Raw genomic sequence first — 21,112 nt, forward strand, 5'->3', positions numbered from 1 at the left:
CCATCTTTGAAGAAGCCGCGAGCAACACGTTACCGAACGGTGACGAACTCGTAGCCGCGGGCGCGCCGCACGACATGCGGTTCGCGCAGCCCGTATAATCGAAGCAGACACGCGGCACGAAACCGCACCCCACCGTAAGCGAGGAGACCATGAGCGACCCAAGCCCCATCATCGACGTCAACCCCGTCGCAAGCACCAGCGACGCCGCGAAAAGCGCAAGCCCGTCGGGCAGCGACACGTTCCGCGCGCCATCGTACGGGAAGGACGCCGCGCAGGCCGCCGTTAACGCCACTATCATCGACGAAGGGCGCGTCTCGAAGAAGAAGCCCAACCGCATCGGCGGCGCCGTGCAGACGGCCATCGGCGGCGCCATCATGCTGGTAGGCGTGCCCATGCTCATCCTGCCCGGTCCCGGCTTGCTGGCCATCGGCGGCGGCGCCGTCATAGCGGGCAACGGCATCAAGAAGGTGCTGGGGAAGTAAACCGGCCGCAGCAGAAACGAAGCGGGCCCATCATCGCGATGGGCCCGCTTCTTCATTTCGGAACAGCTTAGAACGAGAGCGTCTGCGCCGCGTCTGGCTCTTCCCGATACTCACCGAACGCAGAGCGGTAACTGTAGTTCGTGAGCCCGCGCAGCTCATCATCGTCTGCGGCGTAGTACGACACCATCTGGACGAACTCGCCGGTCATATAGTCGTGCTTGCGATACATGATGCCCGAATGGTAGCCGGTTCCCGTCTCGCCCGTCTCGGGATCCGTCCATGTGCTCTCCAAGAGCGTCACATCGTCTTCGGAAATGAGCTCCATGTACGGTCCCATAGCCTGCCATCCGTAGGGCTTGAGCGATATGCTCACCGTTCCATCGGTCACGTCCCAGCCGGTCAGCTCGTAGCCGCCGAACTCGCTCGTCTCCAATGTGGTGCCGATTCGAGAGACGTCCACATGTTGTACGTTTTCCTCATTCCTCGCTTTACGCTCCTCGACCGTCATCGAGTCCCAGTCGAGCGCGTTCAACATCGGCGTGAACGTGACGCTATGCGCTTCGGGCGAGAGATTGGAGAACTCGATAATCTGCGAACCCTCCGGATTGACGCCCGAACCATCGCCAGCTTCGACCGGAGTCAAAACGTTGCCCTGGTCATCGGTTACCTTAAGCAAATGAGGACTCAGCACGTTCTCGGGCGGGCCGTAGGAAGAACCGTATTCGCCTTGCTCTCCCGTCCACTCGTTGTCGTTGCGCACGACCATCACGGTGCCCAGCTCGGATGCCGTGAAACGCTGGATGCCCATCGTCTTGTCGCCGTCGCTCGTGTTGAACACGAGGTCGTGCGCGCCCAGCTCGCGCGGACTGGCCACCGTGCTCAGGTCGAGGCCGACATCGAACGTGAAGGGCTCGTCTCCTTCTTCGAACTGCTTCCACATCGCATAGCCTTCCAGCGCGATGTCCACCTGGTCGGGAAGCGTCGCTTCCGGCACGATGCGCTCCATGATCTTCACCTTGCCGTCTTCTTGGTACGCATCGAGCACGTAGACGGAATCTTTGCCGATCGCCTCGCCGTTGCTCGAAAGACTGTACGAGAAGCGCGGAGCAAGCCGCTGCAAGCGCGCCCATTCGTTTTCCTGGGAGCCCTCGTAGTTCGACTGCTCGGTCAGGTCGAAGCCGCCCTCCTTCTCCAACGTGAAGAACAGGTTGACGATGTTGCGATCGCACGACACCGAATCGAGCGTCACCTGCACGCCGTCGACTTCAACGGTATCGCCCACCTCGGCGTTCAGGCTGGAAACCCCGGGCTGCAAGCTGTTGTATATGGGCAGGTTGTTACCGCCCCCGAAAAATCCGACATCGCCCGGCTGCATCTGCACCAGGCGCGACGCGGCGAAGGCGACACCGCTCAACAGCACGACGAGCACGGCCGCAACCGCCACCATCGCACCGCGGCGCGCCACGCTGGCGCCCTTGCGCTTGCCATGCGCAGGCTCGGCAGACCGCCGCTTGACCGGCTGCCGACGCTGCGGAGCGCCCGCGCCCGACGGCGTGGGACGATCCTGAGGAATGGAGCCCAGCGACGCGTACACGCCGTCGAGCTTGACCTGCACCTGCGGGGGAATCGGGCCCGCGTCCAAATCCCGGATCACCGCCCGGCGCAGCTCGTCTTCGTTGTCGAACCTCTCATGGCTCATCGCGCCACCTCAACTTCCTCGTTCGAGCCTTGCGAATAGGCAACCTTGAAGCGGTCCCGCGCCCTCGACAGACGGGTGCGCACGGCACCTTCCGACACGTTCATGATCTGGGAGATCTGTCGCACAGGAAAATCGTTCACGTAGAACAGCACCAGCACCAGCCGATCGTCGGCCGACAGCGAGGCGATGGCGTCGCGCACATCGAGCGCCTCGTCGCGGTCGGGATCGCGCCGCACACCCGCGCCCGCCAGCATCTGGCCCGCCGACGGCTCCCACCATACGCCCGAGCCGTCCACGTCCGCGGCGAACAGCCCCATGGCGCACGGCGTCTCGCGGTTGCGCTGACGACGCATGTCGTAGCAGACGCGCAGCAGGATGCGCATGAACCACGTGTTCACTGCGCTGCGGCCGCCGAAACGCGGCATGGCGCGCCACGCTTTGACCGCCGTCTCCTGCAGCGCATCGGACGCATCGTCCACGTTGCCGAGCACCGCCATCGCAGCGCGCCACAACGGCTGCTTGCTGTGCTCGAACAGCGTGGCGAACGCCTCGCCGTCGCCGTTTCGCGCTCGCTGTATCAGATCGTCCACGCGGGTGCCCCTTTCAAGGTCGGTTACCTATTAGACGCGCCCCGACGCGAAAAGGTAACACCCGGTTCAAGAAAATTCGCCCGATGCCCACGACCATGCGAAGAAGACCGGCAGCGGCGGATGCGTTGTCGCCCCAAAGCCTCGGAATATTGCCCGAAACCGCGGCTTTGGGGTGACAGCGCATCCGCCGAGCCCAAAGACCGCACATCCACGGCGCAAGCCGCTACAGCGGGCGCATGCGCACGCTCATGTCGAGGGGCTTGGCGGAGAAGGGCGCCGTAGTGGCCAGGCCGTCCACGCCGGTTGCCGCGTACGCGCCCGCGTTCTGCGGGTTCACGCCGCCGGCCGCGATGAGCGTGACGTGCGGGTCGATGGCGCGCAGCTCGCGCACAAGCGGCTCCAGCTCGTCAACGGGGACCTTGTCCACCTGGATGCCGTCAACGCCAGCGCGCGCCAGCACGCGGGCACGCTCGGCATCAGCCTCCACAAACAGCTTCTTCTCAACGCAGCGGCCCTTGATATCCGGCAGCTGCTCCACGAACGCCTCGAAGCCGCCGAAGAACGTGAGGTGATGGTCGAACACCAGCACCGTCTCGGACAGCCCCAGCCGGTGCGGGAACGCCCCTCCCGCCATGACGGCCTCGGTCAGCAGGTCTTTCGCGCCCGGCATGCTCTTGCGCGTGGTCAGCACCTCGCAGCGCGGGTTCTCCGCGTGGGCCGCGTCCACCATCGCGCGGGTTTTCGTGGCCACGGCCGACATATGGTCGAACACGTTGAGGCACACCTTCCACGCCGCATGCAGGTCGCCCGCGGTGCCGCGCACGCGGAAGAACGCCTCGCCCGCAGTCGCGCGCTCGCCGTCGCGACGCGCCTCCACCACGTCGCAGCCCAGCTTCCCCATGATACGCGCGACCACGTTCGCGCCGGCCAGCACGCAGTCTTCGCGCGTGAAGTACTCCATCTCGCCCGGCTCGTCGCCGATGCCCAGCACCGCGCACGTCAGATCGACGTACGGCACGTCCTCCGCGATGAACCCGTCGATGCGCGTATCGGAAATCCTCAGCATGCCGTCCCTTCCCTCTTCACGATTGTATCCATTTCAGAATAGACCAACGCGCCCGCCATGCCTAGCCGCACTTTGCGCACAACACCGCGCGAAAATGCTTTCACCCGAAACAAAACGAACCGATGTTTCACGTGAAACATGCGCACCGAAGCGCCGAGAACGTGCGAACCATGTCGGAAACGGCGGCAAGGCGTGTGGAAACGACGTTGGAAACAGGGGCAAACGGCATGGAACCCACGTGGGAAATGCGTGAGATTCGCAGCAGATCGAGAAAGATCTGCGCTAGATGCACGCCATCTGCACGTAAGACGAGCTCGCTATAATAGGAGGCACGAACTCGCCAGGCGAGGAGGATAGCACCCTCTTTACATCCATTTCCGAATTCTAGATAAACGGAAGGGGGTGTCCTCTATGGATGGCATATTGCTGGATCTTATCGGGGTGATCTTGCAGGTTCTCGGCCTCATCGCTGCCTTCGGCAGCCTGACGGTCGGGGTAGCCTCGCTCGCACTTCAAGCGCGGCTGAAAGATACGCCCCGGTCGTCCCAAAAGGACGAACCGGGACCAAAATAAACATCCGAACCGCCGAAGCGAGTCCGAGAGCCGTGGGGAGTACCCGCTCCCTGCGGCTCGCCTGCCAGTATACGCAAAGGCCCTCCGTCAAGCAAGCCGCCCACCCGGCAGCACTCGCCCTACAGCTCGCCGATGATGCGCTTCGTGCGGGCCTCGACCTCGGCCTTCGCTCGCTCGATGTCCAGCGTGGGCCACTCGCCCTCGCGATACACCACGACCCCGTCGCACATCGTCAGGCACACGTCGGCGCCATGCCCCGCGTACACGACGTTCACCAGCGGGTTCGTCATCGGCGCCCACGACGGCCCCGACGTGTCCAGCACGCACAAGTCAGCCTTCGCCCCCACGGCCACGTACCCGCAGTCGTCGCGCCCCTGCGAAAGCGCGCCCACGCGCGTAGCGGCCGTAAGCGCCTGCTTCGGCGTGACCACGGCCGGATCGTTCGTCGATCCCTTCGCCGTCAGCGCCAGCAGGTGCATATCCTGCATCATGTCGTGGTTGTTGTTCGACGCCATGCCGTCGGTGCCCAGGCACACGTTCACGCCGCGCGCGAGCATCTTTGCCACAGGGGCGAAACCGCTGCCCAGCTTCATGTTCGACGCCGGGTTCGCCGCCACGAACACCCCGCGCTCCGCCAGCACGTCGATGTCGCCGTCGTCCACCCACACGCAGTGCGCCGCCGTCACGGGCACGTCGAGCACGCCCAGGCTCTCGAAGTAGCGCACCGGCGTCAAACCGTCGTGGCGCTGCTTGCACTCCTCGTGCTCGAGGCGCGTCTCGGAGACGTGCACCTGCAACCGAAGCCCGTGCTCCTTCGCGTACGCCGCCAAATCGGCCACGGCGCGCGGGTTCGACGTGTACTCGGCATGGATGTTGCAGTCCACCACGATGCGGCCATCGCCTGCGCCCTGGAGGTCGCGGATGAGACGGTCGAGGTTCCCCTTCACCGGCAGGTCGTCCAACCCTTCGCCGTTGAAGGCAAGAAGCGAGTCGGACAGGTTCATCTTGATGCCGGCGTCGAGCGCTGCGCGGGCGCCCTCCTCCATGTGATAGTACATGTCCGAGAAGCTCACGCAGCCGTACCGCGCCATCTCGGCGCAGGACAGAAGCGTGCCCCAGTAGCAGTCTTCGGGCGTGATCTTCGCCTCGAACGGAAACACCATGTCGTTCAGCCACGCCTGCAAAGGCAGGTTCTCGGCGTAGCCGCGCAACAGCGTCATGGGCGCGTGCGCGTGGGCGTTGTAGAACGCAGGACACAAGAGCTTGCCACGTCCGTCGTACACCTCTCCGTACCTCGCCGCTTCCTCGCCCGCCGGAGCCGCATCCCCCACGTAGGCGACGCGCCCGTCGCGCACGCCCACCCAGCAATGGGAGCGGAAATCAAGGTTCTCATCCAACAGGTCGATATCAGCGAACAGCATGCGCGCTCCTCCGTCTCCGCGCGCGCCCGGCGCGCGGGTCGATTCCTTCCACCTAAGTATAAAGCTTATGCTATCATCCAGGTGAGACGAGTGGCGCTCCCGCCGCACGGGGGCGCTGAAAACCCAGAAAGAAGGAATCATGGCAGAAGAATGCACGCACGAGTGCAGCAGCTGCGGCGAGTCCGGATGCAGCGACCGCACCGCCCAGGGCCCCAGCACCATCGAGACGAACTCCCGCTCCAACATCAAACACGTCATCGGCGTCGTGTCCGGCAAGGGCGGCGTGGGCAAGTCGCTGGTCACCAGCCTACTTGCCAGCGAAATGCAGAAGCGCGGGAAGAACGTGGGCATCCTGGACGCCGACGTCACCGGACCGTCCATCCCGAAGACCTTCGGCATCACGAACCCGCTGACCGCCGACGCCGACGGCATCCTGCCCGGCCAGACGCAAAGCGGCATCAAGGTGATGTCCACCAACCTCATGCTGCCGAAAGACGACATCCCGGTGGCCTGGCGCGGCCCGGTCGTCTCGAACGCCATCCGTCAGTTCTACAGCGAGACGAACTGGGGCGAGATCGACTACCTGTTCGTCGACATGCCTCCGGGAACCTCCGACGTGCTGCTCACCGTGTTCCAGTCGCTGCCGGTTGACGGCATTGTCACGGTATCCGCTCCGCAGGAGCTGGTGGCTATGATCGTGGGCAAGGCCGTGAACCTCGCGCACGACATGAACGTCGAGCTGCTGGGCCTCGTGGAGAACATGGCCTACTTCGAGTGCCCCGACTGCGGCAAGCGCCATCACATCTTCGGCGATCCGCAAGGTGCGGCCGTGGCCGAGCGCTACGACATCCCCGCCTACGCCACGCTGCCCATCGACCCCAGCTTCGCGCGCCTGTGCGACGCCGGAAAGGTGGAGGACTACGACGTAGCCGGCGCGCTTGACCCCATCATCGCGCAAATCGAGGCCGCGAAGCAGGACTAGCGCCGCATCGGGTGCAGCCGTCAAGCAAACCGCCCGCAGTTGAAAGCCTCTCCGGAACCCCGGAGAGGCTTTTTCACGCCGGGAGGCCTTACGGATGCGCGTCGAAGTAACCCGTCTGACCGCGCACTTGCCAAGCGCACACGGCTAGCGCGATGACGAACAGGCCGCTCACAAGCGAGGTGAGGTCGCACGTGCCCGCGGACACGCTGCTGGCCAGCGCCCACGCCGTCAACATCGCATCGACGAACGTGATCCAGAAGAACAGGGTGATCTTGCGCGGATTCCGCGCTCCGCGAAGGCCGAGAAATCCGATGGCCAGGTTGAGGCACGCTCCCGCCATCGCCATCGCGCCCACAACGGGCTCGGCCAGCACCGAGGGCTCGACGTCAAGCACCATGCGCGCGAACAGGTAAGCACCCCACAACGCAGCGCCCAACAGCACTTCCGCGATAGCCCACACGATCACGAACAGGCAGAGACGTCGAAGCCACACCTGCCAAATCGTCATAGGAGCGCCGTTTTCGCCCACCGACTGAGGTTCCGCACGGCTATCTGCCGCCTCGACCATATCCTTCACCCCGCTTGCCGTCATCGGACGCAATGCGTGCACAATAAAAAAACGACGGATGCATCGCATCCGTCGTAGCAAATATGGTGGAGCCTAGGGGGATCGAACCCCTGACCTCATGGCTGCCAGCCATGCGCTCTCCCAGCTGAGCTAAGGCCCCGTAAAAGTGCGAAGCCTAGTATACCGGAAGAGGAAATCCGGTCAAGCACTTTTTTCGAAAAAAATTATGCAACCGCTCAAAGAGGAAAATCGATCGATGGGAGCCGCGCTGAACCTTGACCTTATCGCACCACGTCATACGCAAAAAAAGGCGCGCACATCCCCCGACAAGTCTTTCTGAGAAGGCCATGCATATGGTAAGGTAAGTTGGTATCAACCATTCTTAGACACCGTCACATCGATCGGAGCGAAGCATAGCACCGGCAAGAACATTCATCCCTTCGCGGCTTCAACCGATGATGTTTGCCTGGGCGTTCGTCATCGCGTTCACCTGTACGGTCGCAACGACCACGTATCCCGGATCCTCGCGGGCTTTCGCCGACGAGTTCGCCACGTTCGGCAAGCGCGTCGTGACCGTCACCTACTTCGAAGACGGCGACTATATGTCCACCGACGAAGAGGGGCGCTACGTTGGGTACAACATCGAGTATCTCAACGAAATCGCACGCTACGCCGACTGGACATATGAATACGTCAAGTACCCTAGTTGGGAAGAGGCCTGTGCCGCGCTTGAAGCGAGCAAGGTGGATCTGCTTCCCATGGTGTACTACACCGAAGACCGAGAGAGGCGGATGATCTTCTCGGCATCATCGCTCTGCGAGATTTCCACCACGCTCAACGTGAGGCTCGACGACACGCGTTACGCCTACGAAGACTTCAAAACGTTTTCCGGCATGCGCGTGGGGGTAATCGCGAACAGCCAGGACGCCGAAGCGTTCGCACAATACAGCGAGAAGAACGGCTTTTCGGCGGATATCGTGGCCTACAGCGCTACCGGAGACCTGCTGAGAGCGCTCGACGAAGGAGCGGTGGATGCCATTGCCATCACATATCTCGGGACGAATTCGCGCTTCCGAACCGTAGCTCAGTTCGCCCCCGAGCCTTTGTACATCGCCCTCTCGCCCGAACGCACCGACATAGCCGATGAGCTCGACAGCGCGATGAGCCGCCTCAAACTGCGCGACCCCGACTTCGCCACGTTGCTGTACGACCGCTACTTCGGCATCAACACCGACCAGGATCCCGTCTTCACCGAAGACGAGTACGCCTATCTGGCGTCGGCTCCCACCCTGCGCGTGGCCTACGATTCGTATCGCGCGCCGCTTTCCTACACCGACCCCGAAACCGGCGCGTTCGCCGGCGCGGTCGCATTGCTGTTCGAAGACATCGCGCAGATCACCGGGCTGAAGTTCGAATTCGTGGCTGCGGACTGCCACGACGAGGCCGTCCGCCTCGTCGAACGCGGCGACGCCGACATCGTGTACGACGTCGATCGAGAATCCGACCCCCAGGCGATCAAAAGCCTCGACACCACCGGCCCCTATCTGCGCGACCCCATGGCCCTTGTCGCAGGACCGAATCCTTCCGGTTCGCGCGTCGCGCTGCCAAGCGGCTTCTCGCTCGCCGCGAGCACGGCGTACTCTTCGTACGCCGAATACGACATCGTGTACTGCGACACCCCGAAAGATTGCTTCGATGCAGTGCTTGAAGGCAAAGCCGATATCGCCTTTGCCGATACCCACGTGGCGAACTACTTGCTGGCGGAACCCCAATACGAGAGCCTGAGCGTCACCACCATCACCTCCTTCTTCAACAGCATGAGCATCGGCGTGAGCCGCAACGCCGACCGACGACTGGTGAGCATCCTCGACCGCTGCGTGCAGTACACCGCCGAAAGCAAGATGACCACCTGGCTTTCGCAAAGCAGCCTCGCCGTACATCCCATCAGCCCTTTCGACTTCTTGCGCCAGTATCCGGTGCAATTCATGGCCGGCATCGTCGCACTGCTCGGCTCCGTGCTCGGCGTTGCCCTGTACGTCAGCCATGTGAAGCTTCGCGCGGCGCGGCGAGTGGAGGACTTCTCGTTCACCGATCCGCTGACCGAAGGCTGGAGTCTCGCCCGCTTCCGCTCCGAGGTGGGCGCTCAGATGGCGAACGCCCGCGATGGCGCTTACGCCATCGTGTACCTCGACGTAAAAAGCTTCAAAGGCTTCAACGCAGCATTCGGCTACGCCACGGGCGATCGCGTGCTGCTCGACCTCAACGGCACGCTGGCCGGCATGAAAGCACCCGACGAACGATACGCGCACGTCATCGCAGACGAATTCGTGCTGTTGGTTCGCTGGAGAGGCTGGGACGCGCTGCTGGAGCGCTTCGATGAACTGGATCGTCGCTTCAACAGCACCGAAACGCTTACCGAGCTATCGCACCGGCTCATGCTGCAGGCCGGCGTCTGCATCATCGAGCGCAGCGCCGAAACGCCGCGCATCGACGTGCAAACCATCATCGAGTTCGTGGACGCCGCACGCTACGCCCGGGACAGCATCGGGGAGGCCTCGCGCAGCACCGCAGCATTGTACTCGGCGAGCATGAAGGATCGCGACATCGCCGAACGCGCGCTGGTGGCCGCCGCGCACGACGCGCTCGAGCGCGGGGAGTTCACGGCCTATTACCAGCCGAAGGTGGAAATAGCGACGAACCGCCTCGTGGGCTTCGAAGCGCTCGTTCGTTGGGAATCGCCTGAACGCGGCCTCGTGCCGCCCGACGAGTTCATTCCCCTGTTCGAGCGCACCGGCCTGGTCGTCGACTTGGACTTGCAGGTATTTCGCCTCGTCTGCGCCCGTATCCGGGAGCAGCTGGACGCGGGAGAACACCCGCTCGTCATCGCCTGCAACTTCTCGCGCTTGCACATGCGAAACGACGCGTTCCCTGAAACGGTGAAGAGCATCGTCGACGGATTCGGCGTGCCCATCGAGCTGCTGGAGCTCGAACTGACCGAGAACATCGTCATGGAAGACCTCGAACGCGCCGAACGACTGTGCCGCCGTTTAAAGGATCTGGGCTTCCGCATCGCCATTGACGACTTCGGCAGCGGGTACTCGTCGCTGGGCACGCTGCAGAACCTGCCGATCGACGTGCTGAAGCTCGACCGCAGCTTCCTCATGAGCAGCGAGAGCGGCGAGCGCTGCAAGGCCATCCTGGACGGCGTGGTGTCCATCGCCGACAAGCTGGCCGTGAACGTGGTGGTGGAAGGCGTGGAAACGCGCGATCAGGCGTCCATGCTCGTGCGCATGGACGATCGCATCATCGCGCAGGGGTTCCTCTACTCGCGCCCCGTCCCTCGGGACGTCTCGGACGCGCAGTTCGCCGTCGGCTTCATCGAGCCGAACGAACGCCCGTAGCGGCCACGCGGTTGCCGGAACGAGAAACGGGGGCGGCCGTTCACGCGGCCGCCCCCGTCGTCGTTACGCTTTTTCAGATGCGTAGAATACCGCTTGGTCGAACACGTCGGTCACCGACTTGCCGTCGATGAAGGGGAGCGTCAAGAACTCGCTCACCGTCGGCACCAGCTCGCTCGCGTCGACGTAATGTCCCTTTTCGTTGAGCTTCGCGGTGTCCTGCGCGCGCCAGTATCGATCGTTGACGTCGGTCAGGTAGTACGTCTCGCTGCCGAACTCCATGTACACGGAGTGCTTCGCGTGCAGGTAGTTCGGCAGCTCGTCGAAGGATACGTCGAGCGCCTCCGCTGCTTTCGTTCCCATAACGGCCCCTTTCGTCCGAAAAACACCTTGGCGCTATCATAGCAAGAACTGTCAGCGGTTTCATCGGAAATGGAAGAATCGGTCAGCCGGTTTTGCCGGAGAAGAAGCCTTCTGCGGACGCACCGCCCCGCCAAGCCGCACCTTTTCACCACGAGCATGCTGCAGGATCGCTAGTTCTGCCGCACGAGCTTCCGCATCGAGCCGATGGGGGCGAACGTCAAGATAGCTCCGACCACGCACAGCAAGAACACGACAGCCGCCGTGAACGCCGACGCGCCCGACACGTTCACGCCCACGCCGATGAGCGCCCACAGGAACACGAGCTGGAACGCCATGTCGTCGTAGGCCTTGCGCATCACGTAGCCGAACGCCAGCACGCCCGCCGTCAAGAGGATGGTGAACAACCCGTTGAAGAACGGGATGCCGCCGTCCAGCGCGCGCGTGACGAGGATGGCCATGTTGGCCAGCGTGGCCACCGTGACCCACGCGGTGTAGATGGACACGGGCACCCGTCCCGAGGCGGTCTTCATCGTGCGGCGCACGTTCAGGTACAGCGCCGCCAGCACCAGCCACTCGGCCAGGATGACGATGAACGACACGGCCACCAGCTCGAAGTGCCACAGGGCAAGCCACAGCACGTTGAGGGCGCAGCTTGCGATGAACAGGATGGACGTCATGGTGAAGCGGTCGGCGCGGACAGGCGCCGTGCGCGTGTACGCGACGAGCCACACGACCATCGCCACGTAGATGAGCGACCAGATGGCGAACACGTAGCCGGCAGGCGTGAACCACGTGAACACGCCGTACGCGATATCCGCCGACGTGGTGCCTCCCACCCGGCCTCCTTCGATGACGGCATTGCCGATGAGGGTCAGAGCGTACACGATCCACATGGTGACGGTCTCGACGGTCAGGTAACCGCCGCGCTCGAGCTTGCGGCCGGTGCGCGTGTTGCGGGCACGCTGCACGACGCTGGGCGCCGATGCGGCGCGATACGCATGATTGGGCATGATGCACCTCGCTTTCTGAAAGAAGGATGATTCCGTTCCTTTTCGTCAGGGTGCAACCCAGTGTAGCGCCGGCGCATGCACGCGCCTTGACGGCTACTTAGCAGTACTTTATCGCTTTAGCGCAGATCAGAAGCCTATCGCTCAACGTTGATACGCATGCGCAGAAAGTCGCCGGGAGCCAGCTCCTCCCCCGTTTCGAACGCATAGCGCTCGGCCGAGCGGTTCGCCACGGCAACCGGCACCCGCTTTGGCTGCGCGTCGTCCCCGTCGGGCTCGGGGAGCCAGGCGAGGTTACGCACGCGCACGCGAGGGACGTGCGGACCCGGCGACAGCGCCTCCAGCTCGTCGCCTTCGCAGAAGCGGTTGTAGCACCGCGCGATCACGCGGAACGCGCCTTCGCCGGCCGGTTCGCACGCTTCCACCGTGGCGGCATGCCGGCATTCGGCGGTGTAGCCGTCCACGTCGGGCGATTGCCTGGCGTCGCCGTAGTAGAAGCCCGTGCCGTACGGGCGATGCGACACGGCCAGCAGCTCGTCGGCCAGCTCGGAGGAGGGAACGCCGTCCAGGGCCAGCCGGTAAGCGCGCACCACCGAAGCCACGTAGAACGCCTTCTTGTTGCGGCCTTCGATCTTGAACGAGTCGATGCCGGCCGCGGCCAAGTCGTCGAGGTGCGCCAGCATGTTGAGGTCCTGCGCGTTCATGACATAGGTTCCGCGCACGTCCTCCTCCACGGGAAAGAACTCGCCGGGACGCTGCTCCTCCACCAGCGCGTAGCTCCACCGGCACGGCTGGGTGCAATGGCCCTTGTTGCCGGAGCGGCCGGTGAGCGCGGCGCTGATCAGGCAGCGGCCCGACACGGCCATGCACATGGCGCCGTGCACGAACGCCTCCAGCTCCAGCTCGCGCGGGGCGCCGGCGCGCAGTCGCGCGATGTCCTCCACGCTCATCTCTCGCGCGCACACCACGCGGCTCGCGCCCAGCTCGTGCCATACGCGCGCCGCCTCGGCGTTGCATACCGAGGCCTGGGTGCTCACGTGCAGCTCGACGTTCGGCGCGTGCCGCTGTGCCAGGCGCAGCGCGCCCAGGTCGCTCACGATGAACGCGTCGACGCCGGCCGCGGCCAGCGCTTCGAGGTACGCGGGAAGCGCCTTGAGGTCGTCGGCGTCCATGAGGGCGTTCAGCGTCGCGTACGCCTTCGCGCCCGCATCGTGCGCGCGAGCTGCCGCAGCGGGAACGTCGTCCAGCGCGAAGTTCGCCGCGCGCTGCCGCAGCCCGAAACGATCGGCGGCCAGGTACACGGCGTCCGCACCGAAGCGCAGCGCGGCCTCCAGCTGCGCAAGCCCGCCCGCGGGCGCGAGGAGCTCGGGAGTCCTTGTCGATTGAGTTCGCATGCGCCGTATTGTAGCGCATCGACGAACCCGCGAGCCGGCGACCACCGAAACCCCTCGCTTCGGGCGGGACAACGCCCCCTACCCGGCAATCCTCCGCATCTCCGAGCCCTGCGGCACATTCCCGGGTCTTTCGCACCCTATCGCATTCCCATCCTGGACACGAGCGCGCAAGGGAACCCCGACGGCGAGCGATTGCACGTTCCGCAGGCGCTATGTGCGGCAGAATCGGGCTTTTGGCAGTGCGAGCCCGCTTCGCACTGTTGATTTGCAAATGCCGAAAAAACGCGATCTGGGGTTTCACCTCGAAACGATTCGGAGAAAGACGCTTCTCCTGCCAAAAACTCGATTTTGCCGCACATAAGGAAGAGAATCCGTGCACGACGACGAAGGGCGGCCAACGCGGCCGCCCTTCGAGAATGTTCCACTCGGGATAACGCTCGCCTTACCCCTCGTAGGTCACGCGCGCACCCTGCGGGGTGTCCTCGATCACGAAGCCCAAACCGCACAGGCCGTCGCGGACGGCGTCGGCACGGCTCCAATCCTTCGCGGCGCGGGCGTCGGCACGGGCCGCCAGCAGGGCGTCCACGGCCTCGGCGGCATCCGCGCCTTCGTAGCCCGCGATATCGGCCGCCAACCCCACGACCTCGGGCGGGTACCCTCCTGCGGCGCACGAGGCGGATGCGGCCTCCACGTCGATGCCGAACACGCCCATGAGCTCCACGATGACGCCGCGGGCATCGCGCACGGGCGGCACGTCGGACAGCGAGATAGTCCTGTCGGCCGTCTGCGCGTTCACCGCGGCCACGAAGTCGAACACCTCGCCCAGCGCCTTGCAGGTGTTGAAGTCGTCGTCCATGGCCAGGATGAACGCCAGCTTCGCCTCCTTCGTACGCTTCATCAGCTCGCGCGTGTCCAGCGGCGAGGGGATGTCCTGGGCGTTCTGCAGCTGCCAATCGAGGTTCTTCACCGCGTTCTCGATACGGCACAGCGCCGCGCCCGCCTCGGCCAGGCGCTCGTCGGAGAAGTCGAGCGGGCTGCGGTAGTGCGTCTGCAGCATAAGGAAGCGCAGCACCTTCGGATCGGTGACCTTCAGCACGTCGCGCAGCAGCTTGAAGTTGCCCAGCGACTTGCTCATCTTCTCGGAGTTGATCTGCAGCATGCCGCCGTGCATCCAGTAGTTCGCGAACGTGCAGCCGCACGCGGCCTCGCTCTGCGCGCGCTCGTTCTCGTGGTGCGGGAACACGAGGTCGGCGCCGCCGCCGTGGATGTCGAAGGGAAGCCCCAGGTACTTGCGCGACATGGCCGAGCACTCGATGTGCCAGCCGGGACGGCCCATGCCCCAGGGCGACTCCCACGCCGGCTCGCCGGGCTTGGCGGCCTTCCACAGCGCGAAGTCCAGCGGGTCGCGCTTGCGATCCTCCACGCCCTTGCCGTCGGCGCGCAGCTCGCGGTGGCCGCTCTCCATCTCGTCTACGTTGCGGCCCGACAGCTCGCCGTAAGCCGGGAACGAACGCACGTTGAAGTACACGTCGCCGTCGGCATCGTAAGCGTGGCCTCCGTCGATGAGCTCTTGGATGAGCTCTATCATTGCGGGGATCTCCTCGGTGGCCTTCGGACGGATATCGGGATCCAGCACGCCGGCCGCGCGCATGTCCTCGATAAACGCCTCGGTGTACTCGGCGGCCACCTCGGCAGCGCTGCGGCCTTCCTCAAGCGACTTGCCGATGATCTTGTCGTCCACGTCGGTGACGTTCTGCACGAACGTCACGTCGAAGCCGCGCCACATAAGGTAACGGCGGATCACGTCGAAGCTGATGAACGTGCGGGCGTTGCCGATGTGAATGTAGTTGTACACGGTAGGTCCGCACACGTACATGCCCACCTTGCCGCGCTCGAGCGTCTCGAAGTCGACCTTCGTGCGGGTCTTCGTATTGTAGAGTCTGATCATGGCGTCCTCGCATCCTGCATAGCCCTGGCGCCGCGCTCCCGCGACGGTGCGTTTCGACCGTAGATTGTAGCACAGGAAGGTTACGGAGCCCGCCTGTCCACCAAAGTCAGCGAGGGCTTTCGCAGTGCTTCGGATTGGCGTGAAAGACCGACGAAGCGTGCTCATGCACGTGAGGAGGGCTTGGAGCGCCAAGCCGAGGCGCTACGGAAGCCCGCAGCGTCGGCTAGTCCCGTTGCTCGTCAGGACGGCGGCACAGCAGGCAGACGGCGGTCGCGGAGATGCCCTCCTCGCGGCCTTCGAATCCCAGGTGCTCAGTGGTGGTGGCCTTCACGCCCACATTCTCCACCGCGATGCCCATGGCGGCGGCCAGGTTCTCGCGCATGGCCTCGCGGTACGGCGACAGCTTCGGCGCCTGCGCGGCGATGACGGAGTCGACGTCGAGGATGACGTAGCCCTCCGCGCGCACCTTGTCGGCCACGGCGGCCAGCAGCTTCAGCGAGTCGGCGTCCTTGAAGGCTGGGTCGGTGTCGGGGAACAGCTTGCCGATATCCCCGCCGCGAATGCCTCCCAGCAGCGCATCGGAGATAGCATGCGCCAACACGTCGGCATCGGAATGCCCCAAGAGGCCGCGCACATGAGGAACGTCCACCCCGCCCAGGATAAGCTTGCGCCCCTCGGCGAACGCATGCACATCGTATCCCTGCCCCACGCGCAACCCGGCAGGATCGAAAACAACAGGTTGCATCATTCGGTTCCTCCGATAACGACATGCGCGGCCTTGGCGACGGTGCCCACCAAGCGAGTTCCGCACGAGCCGAAACGCCCAGCGGGCGTTTCGCGCGAGCAGGACTGTCTGAGCGACTGGGCACTGTCGCCAAGGCCTCCGCGGATGATCATTCTTCCGCCCCTTTCATGTACATGGTACGCACCGCAGCGGCCAGCATGAGGTAGTCTTCGGGGACGGTCAGCTTGATGTTGTCGCGCTTCCCTTCCACTACCAGCACGCGCCCGCCCAACCTCTCGATGAGCGACGAATCGTCGGTGCCCATGAAGCCGTCCGACAGCGCCGAGGCGTGCGCGCGGCGGTAGATGCCGGCGCGGAACACCTGGGGCGTCTGCGCGTTCCAGAACACGCGGCGGTCGGGCGTGCCCACGATCACGCCGTTCTCCACCACTTTCAGGGTGTCGACGGCCGGATGCGCCACCACGGCGCCGTCGCAGTCGATGTTGCCCTTCAACGTGGCGATGGTATGCGCGATGAGGTCGGGGCTGATGAGCGGGCGGGCGCCGTCGTGCAGGATGACGTACTCGTAGTCGTCCGGCACGAACTCCAGCCCCGAGAACGCCGATTCCTGACGGCTGGGGCCCGAAGGCGCCACCACGATGGGCGTGACGAACGGGAACGGGTCGATGGCGCGCTTGAGATACTCGCTGCAGCGGTCCTCGGGGCACACGATGACGATGAGCCCGATGTCGCCCACGGCGTCGAACGCCTCGGCCGACCAGGTGAGGATGGGCTTGCCCGCGATCTCCACGAGCTGCTTGCCGCCTTCCTTGCCGAACCGCTCCCCCGTGCCGCCCGCCAGGATGATGGCGGCCGTCTGCGGGTTCTTGTCGACCTCGCCCTTGAGCCCTCCCATCGCCTGCGACAGCGCGTCGAAGTCGAGGTCGTTCAGCGCGAGCTCAGGGGCGCTGAGCACCGCGGACGAGAACACCGGGTCGATTGTCTGCGTCATAAGGTTTTCCTCTCCGCCTTGCATCGTTCTTGCCACCGCTCCATTTCCCTCGCTTGCCGATCGAAGAGCCTAGTCACGCTCGCCCGGCTGGCGCACGGTGATCTCCTGCGCCTTCAGCGACACGCGGGAATTGGGGGGAACCGAAGAGGTGACGAACGTGGATCCTGCGACGACCGAACCGGCGCCCACCACGGTTTCCCCGCCCAGAACCGAAGCGTTGGAATAGATCGTCACGTTGTCCTCGATCGTGGGATGGCGCTTCACCCCGGCAAGCCGCTGCCCGCCGCGCGTGGACAGCGCGCCCAGCGTGACGCCCTGGTACAGCTTCACATGGTCGCCGATGACGGTGGTCTCGCCGATGACCACGCCCGTGCCGTGGTCGATGAAGAAGTACTCGCCGATCTGGGCGCCGGCGCCGATGTCGATGCCCGTGCCGCTGTGCGCCAGCTCGGTCATGATGCGCGGGATGATGGGCACGTTCTGCTCGTACAGCACGTGCGCGATGCGGTACACGTAGATCGCGTACAGACCCGGATACGAGAAGATGACCTCCTCCTTCGACCCGGCCGCCGGATCGCCGTCATACAGCGCCTGCACGTCGGTGAGCAGCACCCGCTGTATGCTGGGAAGCTCGTCGAAGAACACCGTGCACACTTCCGAGGCGCGCTCGCAGATATGCTCGGGCGTGGTGCCGCCGCACAGGTAGCGCGCCGGGTCGACCTCCGCAGCATCGCGATCGTCCGAGGTGTACGTCATGGCGAGCACGATCTGCTCGCGCAGCACGCGTTCGATCTGTATGAGCGTCTCGCCGATGAAGTACTCCGGACTGGTGAACGGCGTCAGCATCTCGTCGCCGAAATAGCCCGGGAACAGCACCCGACGCAAGTCCTTGATCACGCTTTTCACGGCCAGGCGGCTGGGAAACCGCCGGCCGGGCTTCGTGAAGAATATCTCGTCGGCCTCGTAGTTCTTCTCGATGCTTTTCACGATGCGATCGAGGTTGTCTCCGAACATGGAACCTCCTGGAATCGAGTTGATCCGCTGCACTTCCCGCAGTGCACCTCGGCCGCCTTGCACGTGAAAGCGGCCGCTCCGCGGTCGGCTTGCGACGTGCCTAGTATACGACAAATGCAAGCGCAGAACACAAGAAACCCCTGCTCCTCGGGCTTCGAATTTCAAGCCGAGGAGCAGGGGCGCTTAAGAGGCGAAGCTTAGTCGGCCGCGCCGCCCGAGAACGAGCCGCCGGAACTGACGCCGGCATGGCCCAGATCGTAGTTCGTCAGCAACAGCTCCGCTTCCCGCGCGATGCTGTCGCGCTTGCGGGGCGCCGGGATGGAGCCCGATCCGGCGGTGAACACCAGCTCGCCGTCCACCGCGTCCACGTCGATGACCGAGCCGCTCGTCCACGTGCCTTCGAGGATCTGCTCGGACAGCGGATCCTCCAGCAAGCGCTGGATGGCGCGGCGCAGCGGACGCGCGCCGAACGTGGCGTCGGTGCCTTCCTTGGCGATGAGCTTGCACGCCGCCTCGGTGAGGTTGATGGACATGTTCTGCTCGATCATGCGCTCGCGCAAATCGGCCACCATGAGCTTGACGATCTCGGAGATCTGCTCGTCGTTCAGGGACTTGAACACGATGATCTCGTCGATGCGGTTCAGGAACTCGGGCCTGAACAGCTTCTTCATCTCGGCCATGACGCGGCTCTTGATCTCCTTGTCGGACAGCCCCGCGTGCTCCTCGGTGGAGAAGCCCAGCGTGGTGGGCTGCGCGATCTCGCGGGCACCCACGTTCGACGTCATGATGATGACGGCGTTGCGGAAGTCCACGGTGCGGCCCTGCGCGTCGGTCAAGCGGCCCTCCTCCAAGATCTGGAGCAGGATGTTGAACACGTCGGGGTGCGCCTTCTCGATCTCATCGAACAGCACCACCGAGTAGGGGCGCTGGCGCACGGCCTTCGTCAGCTGGCCGCCCTCGTCGAAGCCCACGTAGCCCGGAGGCGAGCCCACGAGACGGCTCACGCTGTGCTTCTCCATGTACTCAGACATGTCGAAGGACAGAAGCGCGTCCTCGGAGTTGAACAGGAACTCGGCAAGCGCCTTCGAAAGCTCGGTCTTGCCCACGCCCGAGGGGCCCAGGAAGATGAACGAGCCGGCGGGACGCTTCGGGTCTTTCAGGCCGCTGCGCGAGCGGCGGATGGCCTTCGACAGCGCCGTGACGGCCTCTTCCTGACCGACGACGCGCTCGTGCAGCACGGCTTCCATGCGCAGCAGCTTCTCGGTCTCGGCCTCGGTGAGGTTCGAAACGGGCACGCCCGTGGTCATGGACACCACGTCGGCGATGTCCTCCACCGTCACCTGATGCACGGACTTCTGGGCGTCCTCTTCCCACTTCTTCTCGGCTTCGATGCGCTTGGCCTTGAGCTCGGACTCCTGGTCGCGCAGCTGAGCGGCGCGCTCGAAATCTTGGGAAGCGATGGCCGAATCCTTTTCGCCGCGAATAGTGCGCAGCTCGTCGTCGAGCTCGCGCAGCTCCTTCGGCAGCGTCATGTTGCGGATGCGCATGCGCGCTCCCGCCTCGTCCAGCACGTCGATGGCCTTGTCGGGCAGAAAGCGATCCTGGATGTAGCGGTTCGATAGGTTCACGGCCGCCTGCAGCGCCTCGTCGGTGAAGTGCACCTGATGATGCGCCTCGTAGCGGTCGCGCAGACCCTCCATGATGCGCATGGCCTGCTCCTCGTTCGGCTCGCCCACGGTGATGGGCTGGAAGCGCCGCTCGAGCGCGGAATCTTTCTCGAGATGCTTGCGGTACTCGTCGATGGTGGTGGCGCCGATCACCTGGATCTCGCCGCGGGACAGCGGAGGCTTCAAGATGGCGGCGGCGTCAATGGAACCCTCGGCCGAACCCGCGCCGATGAGCGTGTGCATCTCGTCGATGAACAGGATGATATCGCCCGCGTCCATCACCTCCTTGATGCACTTCTTCAGGCGCTCCTCGAACTCGCCGCGGTACTTCGACCCGGCCACGAGCGCGCTCACGTCGAGCGTGAACAGGCGCTTGCCGCGCAGGATGTCGGGCACCTGGTTCGACACGATGAGCTGCGCCAGGCCCTCGGCCACGGCGGTCTTGCCCACGCCCGGCTCGCCGATGAGCAGCGGGTTGTTCTTCTGGCGTCGGCTGAGCACCTGCATGACGCGCTCGATCTCGCCGGCGCGGCCGATAACCGGGTCCAGCTTGCCGTCGCGCGCCTTCTGCGTGAGGTCGGTGCCGAACTCCTTCAGCACGCTGTCGGACGTGTTGCCGTTCGGATCGAACGGGTTGCGCCCGGCGTAGACGGGGCTCTGCCCCACCAGGTCGTTCAGCGCGCTGCGCACGTCGTCGCCCGACACGCCGAGACGCGTGAGCACTTCGAGCGCGGTGCCGTCGCCCTCGCGGACGATGCCCAGCAGCAGATGCTCGGTGGAGATGTACGATTGCCCCATCTGCATGGCCTCGCGCAGGCTGTTCTCCAGCACGCGCTTGACGCGGGGCGTGAAGGACAGATGCCCCGACACGTCGGTGTCCTCGTCGATGGCCACCACCTGGCGGATGGCCTGCACGACGGCATCGTACTTCACGTTGAGACGATCGAGGGCCTGGGCGGCCAGACCGTCCTTCTCCTGTATGAGGCCGAGCAGGATGTGCTCGGTGCCCACGTAGGGCTGATGAAGCGAGCGAGCCTCGTCCTGAGCCAGGACGAGCACCTTGCGCGCTTTGTCGGTGAATTTCTCGAATGACATGCTAGCCTCTATTCTCGCAGAGTCTATCGTATGGTTCCGTGCCATCTTAGCACTCTTGTATTGAGAGTGCCAATACCGCATATGACCGCACACGGCTGCTCCACAAGCG

General features: G+C 64.4%; 17 protein-coding genes and 1 tRNA gene. 4 read left to right on the forward strand and 14 right to left on the reverse strand.

Features of this window, described 5'->3' with window-relative positions:
* Positions 1-149: 149 nt before the first annotated feature.
* Positions 150-482, forward strand: coding sequence for a hypothetical protein (locus HMPREF1023_RS11040; protein ID WP_009306401.1), 333 nt, complete (start codon positions 150-152; stop codon positions 480-482).
* A 67-nt stretch (positions 483-549) separates the two neighbouring features.
* Here HMPREF1023_RS11040 and HMPREF1023_RS11045 read toward each other — a convergent pair whose 3' ends face one another.
* The 3 genes from HMPREF1023_RS11045 to modD form a co-directional block, all read right to left on the reverse strand.
* Positions 550-2,181 carry a DUF4179 domain-containing protein gene (locus HMPREF1023_RS11045; protein ID WP_009306402.1) on the reverse strand — a complete coding sequence of 544 codons (1,632 nt, stop codon included), beginning with the start codon at positions 2,179-2,181 and terminating at the stop codon, positions 550-552.
* On the reverse strand, positions 2,178-2,771 hold the full coding sequence (locus HMPREF1023_RS11050; RefSeq protein ID WP_009306403.1) for an RNA polymerase sigma factor: 594 nt from the start codon (positions 2,769-2,771) through the stop codon (positions 2,178-2,180). The genes HMPREF1023_RS11045 and HMPREF1023_RS11050 overlap by 4 nt, the downstream gene beginning before the upstream one ends.
* A gap of 223 nt (positions 2,772-2,994) precedes the next feature.
* The gene (modD, locus tag HMPREF1023_RS11055; RefSeq protein ID WP_009306404.1) at positions 2,995-3,837 is read right to left on the reverse strand and encodes a ModD protein; all 843 of its coding nucleotides are present in this window, start codon (positions 3,835-3,837) and stop codon (positions 2,995-2,997) included.
* 411 nt (positions 3,838-4,248) lie between these two features.
* Here modD and HMPREF1023_RS15760 point away from each other — a divergent pair, with 411 nt between their 5' ends.
* Complete coding sequence (locus HMPREF1023_RS15760; protein WP_015761018.1) at positions 4,249-4,410, forward strand: hypothetical protein; 162 nt, start codon at positions 4,249-4,251, stop codon at positions 4,408-4,410.
* A gap of 119 nt (positions 4,411-4,529) precedes the next feature.
* On the opposite strand, the gene HMPREF1023_RS11060 is transcribed toward HMPREF1023_RS15760, so the two are convergent.
* Positions 4,530-5,831, reverse strand: coding sequence for an amidohydrolase family protein (locus tag HMPREF1023_RS11060; RefSeq protein ID WP_009306405.1), 1,302 nt, complete (start codon positions 5,829-5,831; stop codon positions 4,530-4,532).
* A 139-nt stretch (positions 5,832-5,970) separates the two neighbouring features.
* On the opposite strand from HMPREF1023_RS11060, the gene HMPREF1023_RS11065 reads away from it, so the two are divergent.
* A complete protein-coding gene (locus HMPREF1023_RS11065) occupies positions 5,971-6,813 on the forward strand; it encodes an Mrp/NBP35 family ATP-binding protein (protein ID WP_009306406.1) in 843 nt (280 codons plus the stop codon).
* Positions 6,814-6,901: 88 nt separating this feature from the next.
* Here HMPREF1023_RS11065 and HMPREF1023_RS11070 read toward each other — a convergent pair whose 3' ends face one another.
* Together HMPREF1023_RS11070 and HMPREF1023_RS11075 are read right to left on the reverse strand one after the other, a co-directional pair.
* Positions 6,902-7,321 (reverse strand): hypothetical protein, encoded by a 420-nt coding sequence (locus tag HMPREF1023_RS11070; RefSeq protein WP_226844446.1) that lies wholly within the window; start codon positions 7,319-7,321, stop codon positions 6,902-6,904.
* Positions 7,322-7,465: 144 nt separating this feature from the next.
* Positions 7,466-7,541: transfer RNA gene (locus HMPREF1023_RS11075), tRNA-Ala, on the reverse strand.
* Positions 7,542-7,836: 295 nt separating this feature from the next.
* Here HMPREF1023_RS11075 and HMPREF1023_RS11080 point away from each other — a divergent pair.
* Complete coding sequence (locus HMPREF1023_RS11080) at positions 7,837-10,782, forward strand: EAL domain-containing protein (RefSeq protein WP_009306408.1); 2,946 nt, start codon at positions 7,837-7,839, stop codon at positions 10,780-10,782.
* Positions 10,783-10,845: 63 nt separating this feature from the next.
* Here HMPREF1023_RS11080 and HMPREF1023_RS11085 read toward each other — a convergent pair whose 3' ends face one another.
* The 8 genes from HMPREF1023_RS11085 to HMPREF1023_RS11120 form a co-directional block, all read right to left on the reverse strand.
* Positions 10,846-11,142, reverse strand: coding sequence for a hypothetical protein (locus HMPREF1023_RS11085; protein ID WP_009306409.1), 297 nt, complete (start codon positions 11,140-11,142; stop codon positions 10,846-10,848).
* Positions 11,143-11,312: 170 nt separating this feature from the next.
* Positions 11,313-12,152 carry a TspO/MBR family protein gene (locus tag HMPREF1023_RS11090; RefSeq protein ID WP_009306410.1) on the reverse strand — a complete coding sequence of 280 codons (840 nt, stop codon included), beginning with the start codon at positions 12,150-12,152 and terminating at the stop codon, positions 11,313-11,315.
* A gap of 134 nt (positions 12,153-12,286) precedes the next feature.
* A complete protein-coding gene (locus HMPREF1023_RS11095) occupies positions 12,287-13,543 on the reverse strand; it encodes a U32 family peptidase (RefSeq protein WP_156996998.1) in 1,257 nt (418 codons plus the stop codon).
* Positions 13,544-13,985: 442 nt separating this feature from the next.
* A complete protein-coding gene (cysS, locus tag HMPREF1023_RS11100) occupies positions 13,986-15,491 on the reverse strand; it encodes a cysteine--tRNA ligase (RefSeq protein ID WP_009306414.1) in 1,506 nt (501 codons plus the stop codon).
* Positions 15,492-15,714: 223 nt separating this feature from the next.
* Positions 15,715-16,239 (reverse strand): 2-C-methyl-D-erythritol 2,4-cyclodiphosphate synthase, encoded by a 525-nt coding sequence (ispF, locus tag HMPREF1023_RS11105; protein WP_009306416.1) that lies wholly within the window; start codon positions 16,237-16,239, stop codon positions 15,715-15,717.
* A 145-nt stretch (positions 16,240-16,384) separates the two neighbouring features.
* The gene (gene ispD / locus HMPREF1023_RS11110; protein ID WP_009306417.1) at positions 16,385-17,227 is read right to left on the reverse strand and encodes a 2-C-methyl-D-erythritol 4-phosphate cytidylyltransferase; all 843 of its coding nucleotides are present in this window, start codon (positions 17,225-17,227) and stop codon (positions 16,385-16,387) included.
* A gap of 69 nt (positions 17,228-17,296) precedes the next feature.
* A complete protein-coding gene (locus HMPREF1023_RS11115) occupies positions 17,297-18,241 on the reverse strand; it encodes a serine O-acetyltransferase (RefSeq protein WP_009306418.1) in 945 nt (314 codons plus the stop codon).
* Positions 18,242-18,438: 197 nt separating this feature from the next.
* Positions 18,439-21,003: an ATP-dependent Clp protease ATP-binding subunit gene (locus HMPREF1023_RS11120; protein ID WP_009306419.1), complete on the reverse strand. Its 2,565-nt coding sequence runs from the start codon at positions 21,001-21,003 to the stop codon at positions 18,439-18,441.
* Between the last annotated feature and the right edge of the window lie 109 nt (positions 21,004-21,112).

It is taken from the genome of Eggerthella sp. 1_3_56FAA (genome assembly GCF_000185625.1).
In the GTDB taxonomy this organism is placed as follows: domain Bacteria; phylum Actinomycetota; class Coriobacteriia; order Coriobacteriales; family Eggerthellaceae; genus Eggerthella; species Eggerthella lenta.

Excerpts from the sequence above, each read along its gene's own strand:
- HMPREF1023_RS11040 (WP_009306401.1), top strand. The coding sequence starts at position 150 with ATGAGCGACCCAAGCCCCATCATCGACGTCAACCCCGTCGCAAGCACC.
- HMPREF1023_RS11045 (WP_009306402.1), bottom strand. The coding sequence starts at position 2,181 with ATGAGCCATGAGAGGTTCGACAACGAAGACGAGCTGCGCCGGGCGGTG.
- modD (WP_009306404.1), bottom strand. The coding sequence starts at position 3,837 with ATGCTGAGGATTTCCGATACGCGCATCGACGGGTTCATCGCGGAGGAC.
- HMPREF1023_RS15760 (WP_015761018.1), top strand. The coding sequence starts at position 4,249 with ATGGATGGCATATTGCTGGATCTTATCGGGGTGATCTTGCAGGTTCTC.
- HMPREF1023_RS11060 (WP_009306405.1), bottom strand. The coding sequence starts at position 5,831 with ATGCTGTTCGCTGATATCGACCTGTTGGATGAGAACCTTGATTTCCGC.
- HMPREF1023_RS11065 (WP_009306406.1), top strand. The coding sequence starts at position 5,971 with ATGGCAGAAGAATGCACGCACGAGTGCAGCAGCTGCGGCGAGTCCGGA.
- HMPREF1023_RS11070 (WP_226844446.1), bottom strand. The coding sequence starts at position 7,321 with ATGACGATTTGGCAGGTGTGGCTTCGACGTCTCTGCCTGTTCGTGATC.
- HMPREF1023_RS11080 (WP_009306408.1), top strand. The coding sequence starts at position 7,837 with ATGATGTTTGCCTGGGCGTTCGTCATCGCGTTCACCTGTACGGTCGCA.
- HMPREF1023_RS11085 (WP_009306409.1), bottom strand. The coding sequence starts at position 11,142 with ATGGGAACGAAAGCAGCGGAGGCGCTCGACGTATCCTTCGACGAGCTG.
- HMPREF1023_RS11090 (WP_009306410.1), bottom strand. The coding sequence starts at position 12,152 with ATGCCCAATCATGCGTATCGCGCCGCATCGGCGCCCAGCGTCGTGCAG.
- HMPREF1023_RS11095 (WP_156996998.1), bottom strand. The coding sequence starts at position 13,543 with ATGCGAACTCAATCGACAAGGACTCCCGAGCTCCTCGCGCCCGCGGGC.
- cysS (WP_009306414.1), bottom strand. The coding sequence starts at position 15,491 with ATGATCAGACTCTACAATACGAAGACCCGCACGAAGGTCGACTTCGAG.
- ispF (WP_009306416.1), bottom strand. The coding sequence starts at position 16,239 with ATGATGCAACCTGTTGTTTTCGATCCTGCCGGGTTGCGCGTGGGGCAG.
- ispD (WP_009306417.1), bottom strand. The coding sequence starts at position 17,227 with ATGACGCAGACAATCGACCCGGTGTTCTCGTCCGCGGTGCTCAGCGCC.
- HMPREF1023_RS11115 (WP_009306418.1), bottom strand. The coding sequence starts at position 18,241 with ATGTTCGGAGACAACCTCGATCGCATCGTGAAAAGCATCGAGAAGAAC.
- HMPREF1023_RS11120 (WP_009306419.1), bottom strand. The coding sequence starts at position 21,003 with ATGTCATTCGAGAAATTCACCGACAAAGCGCGCAAGGTGCTCGTCCTG.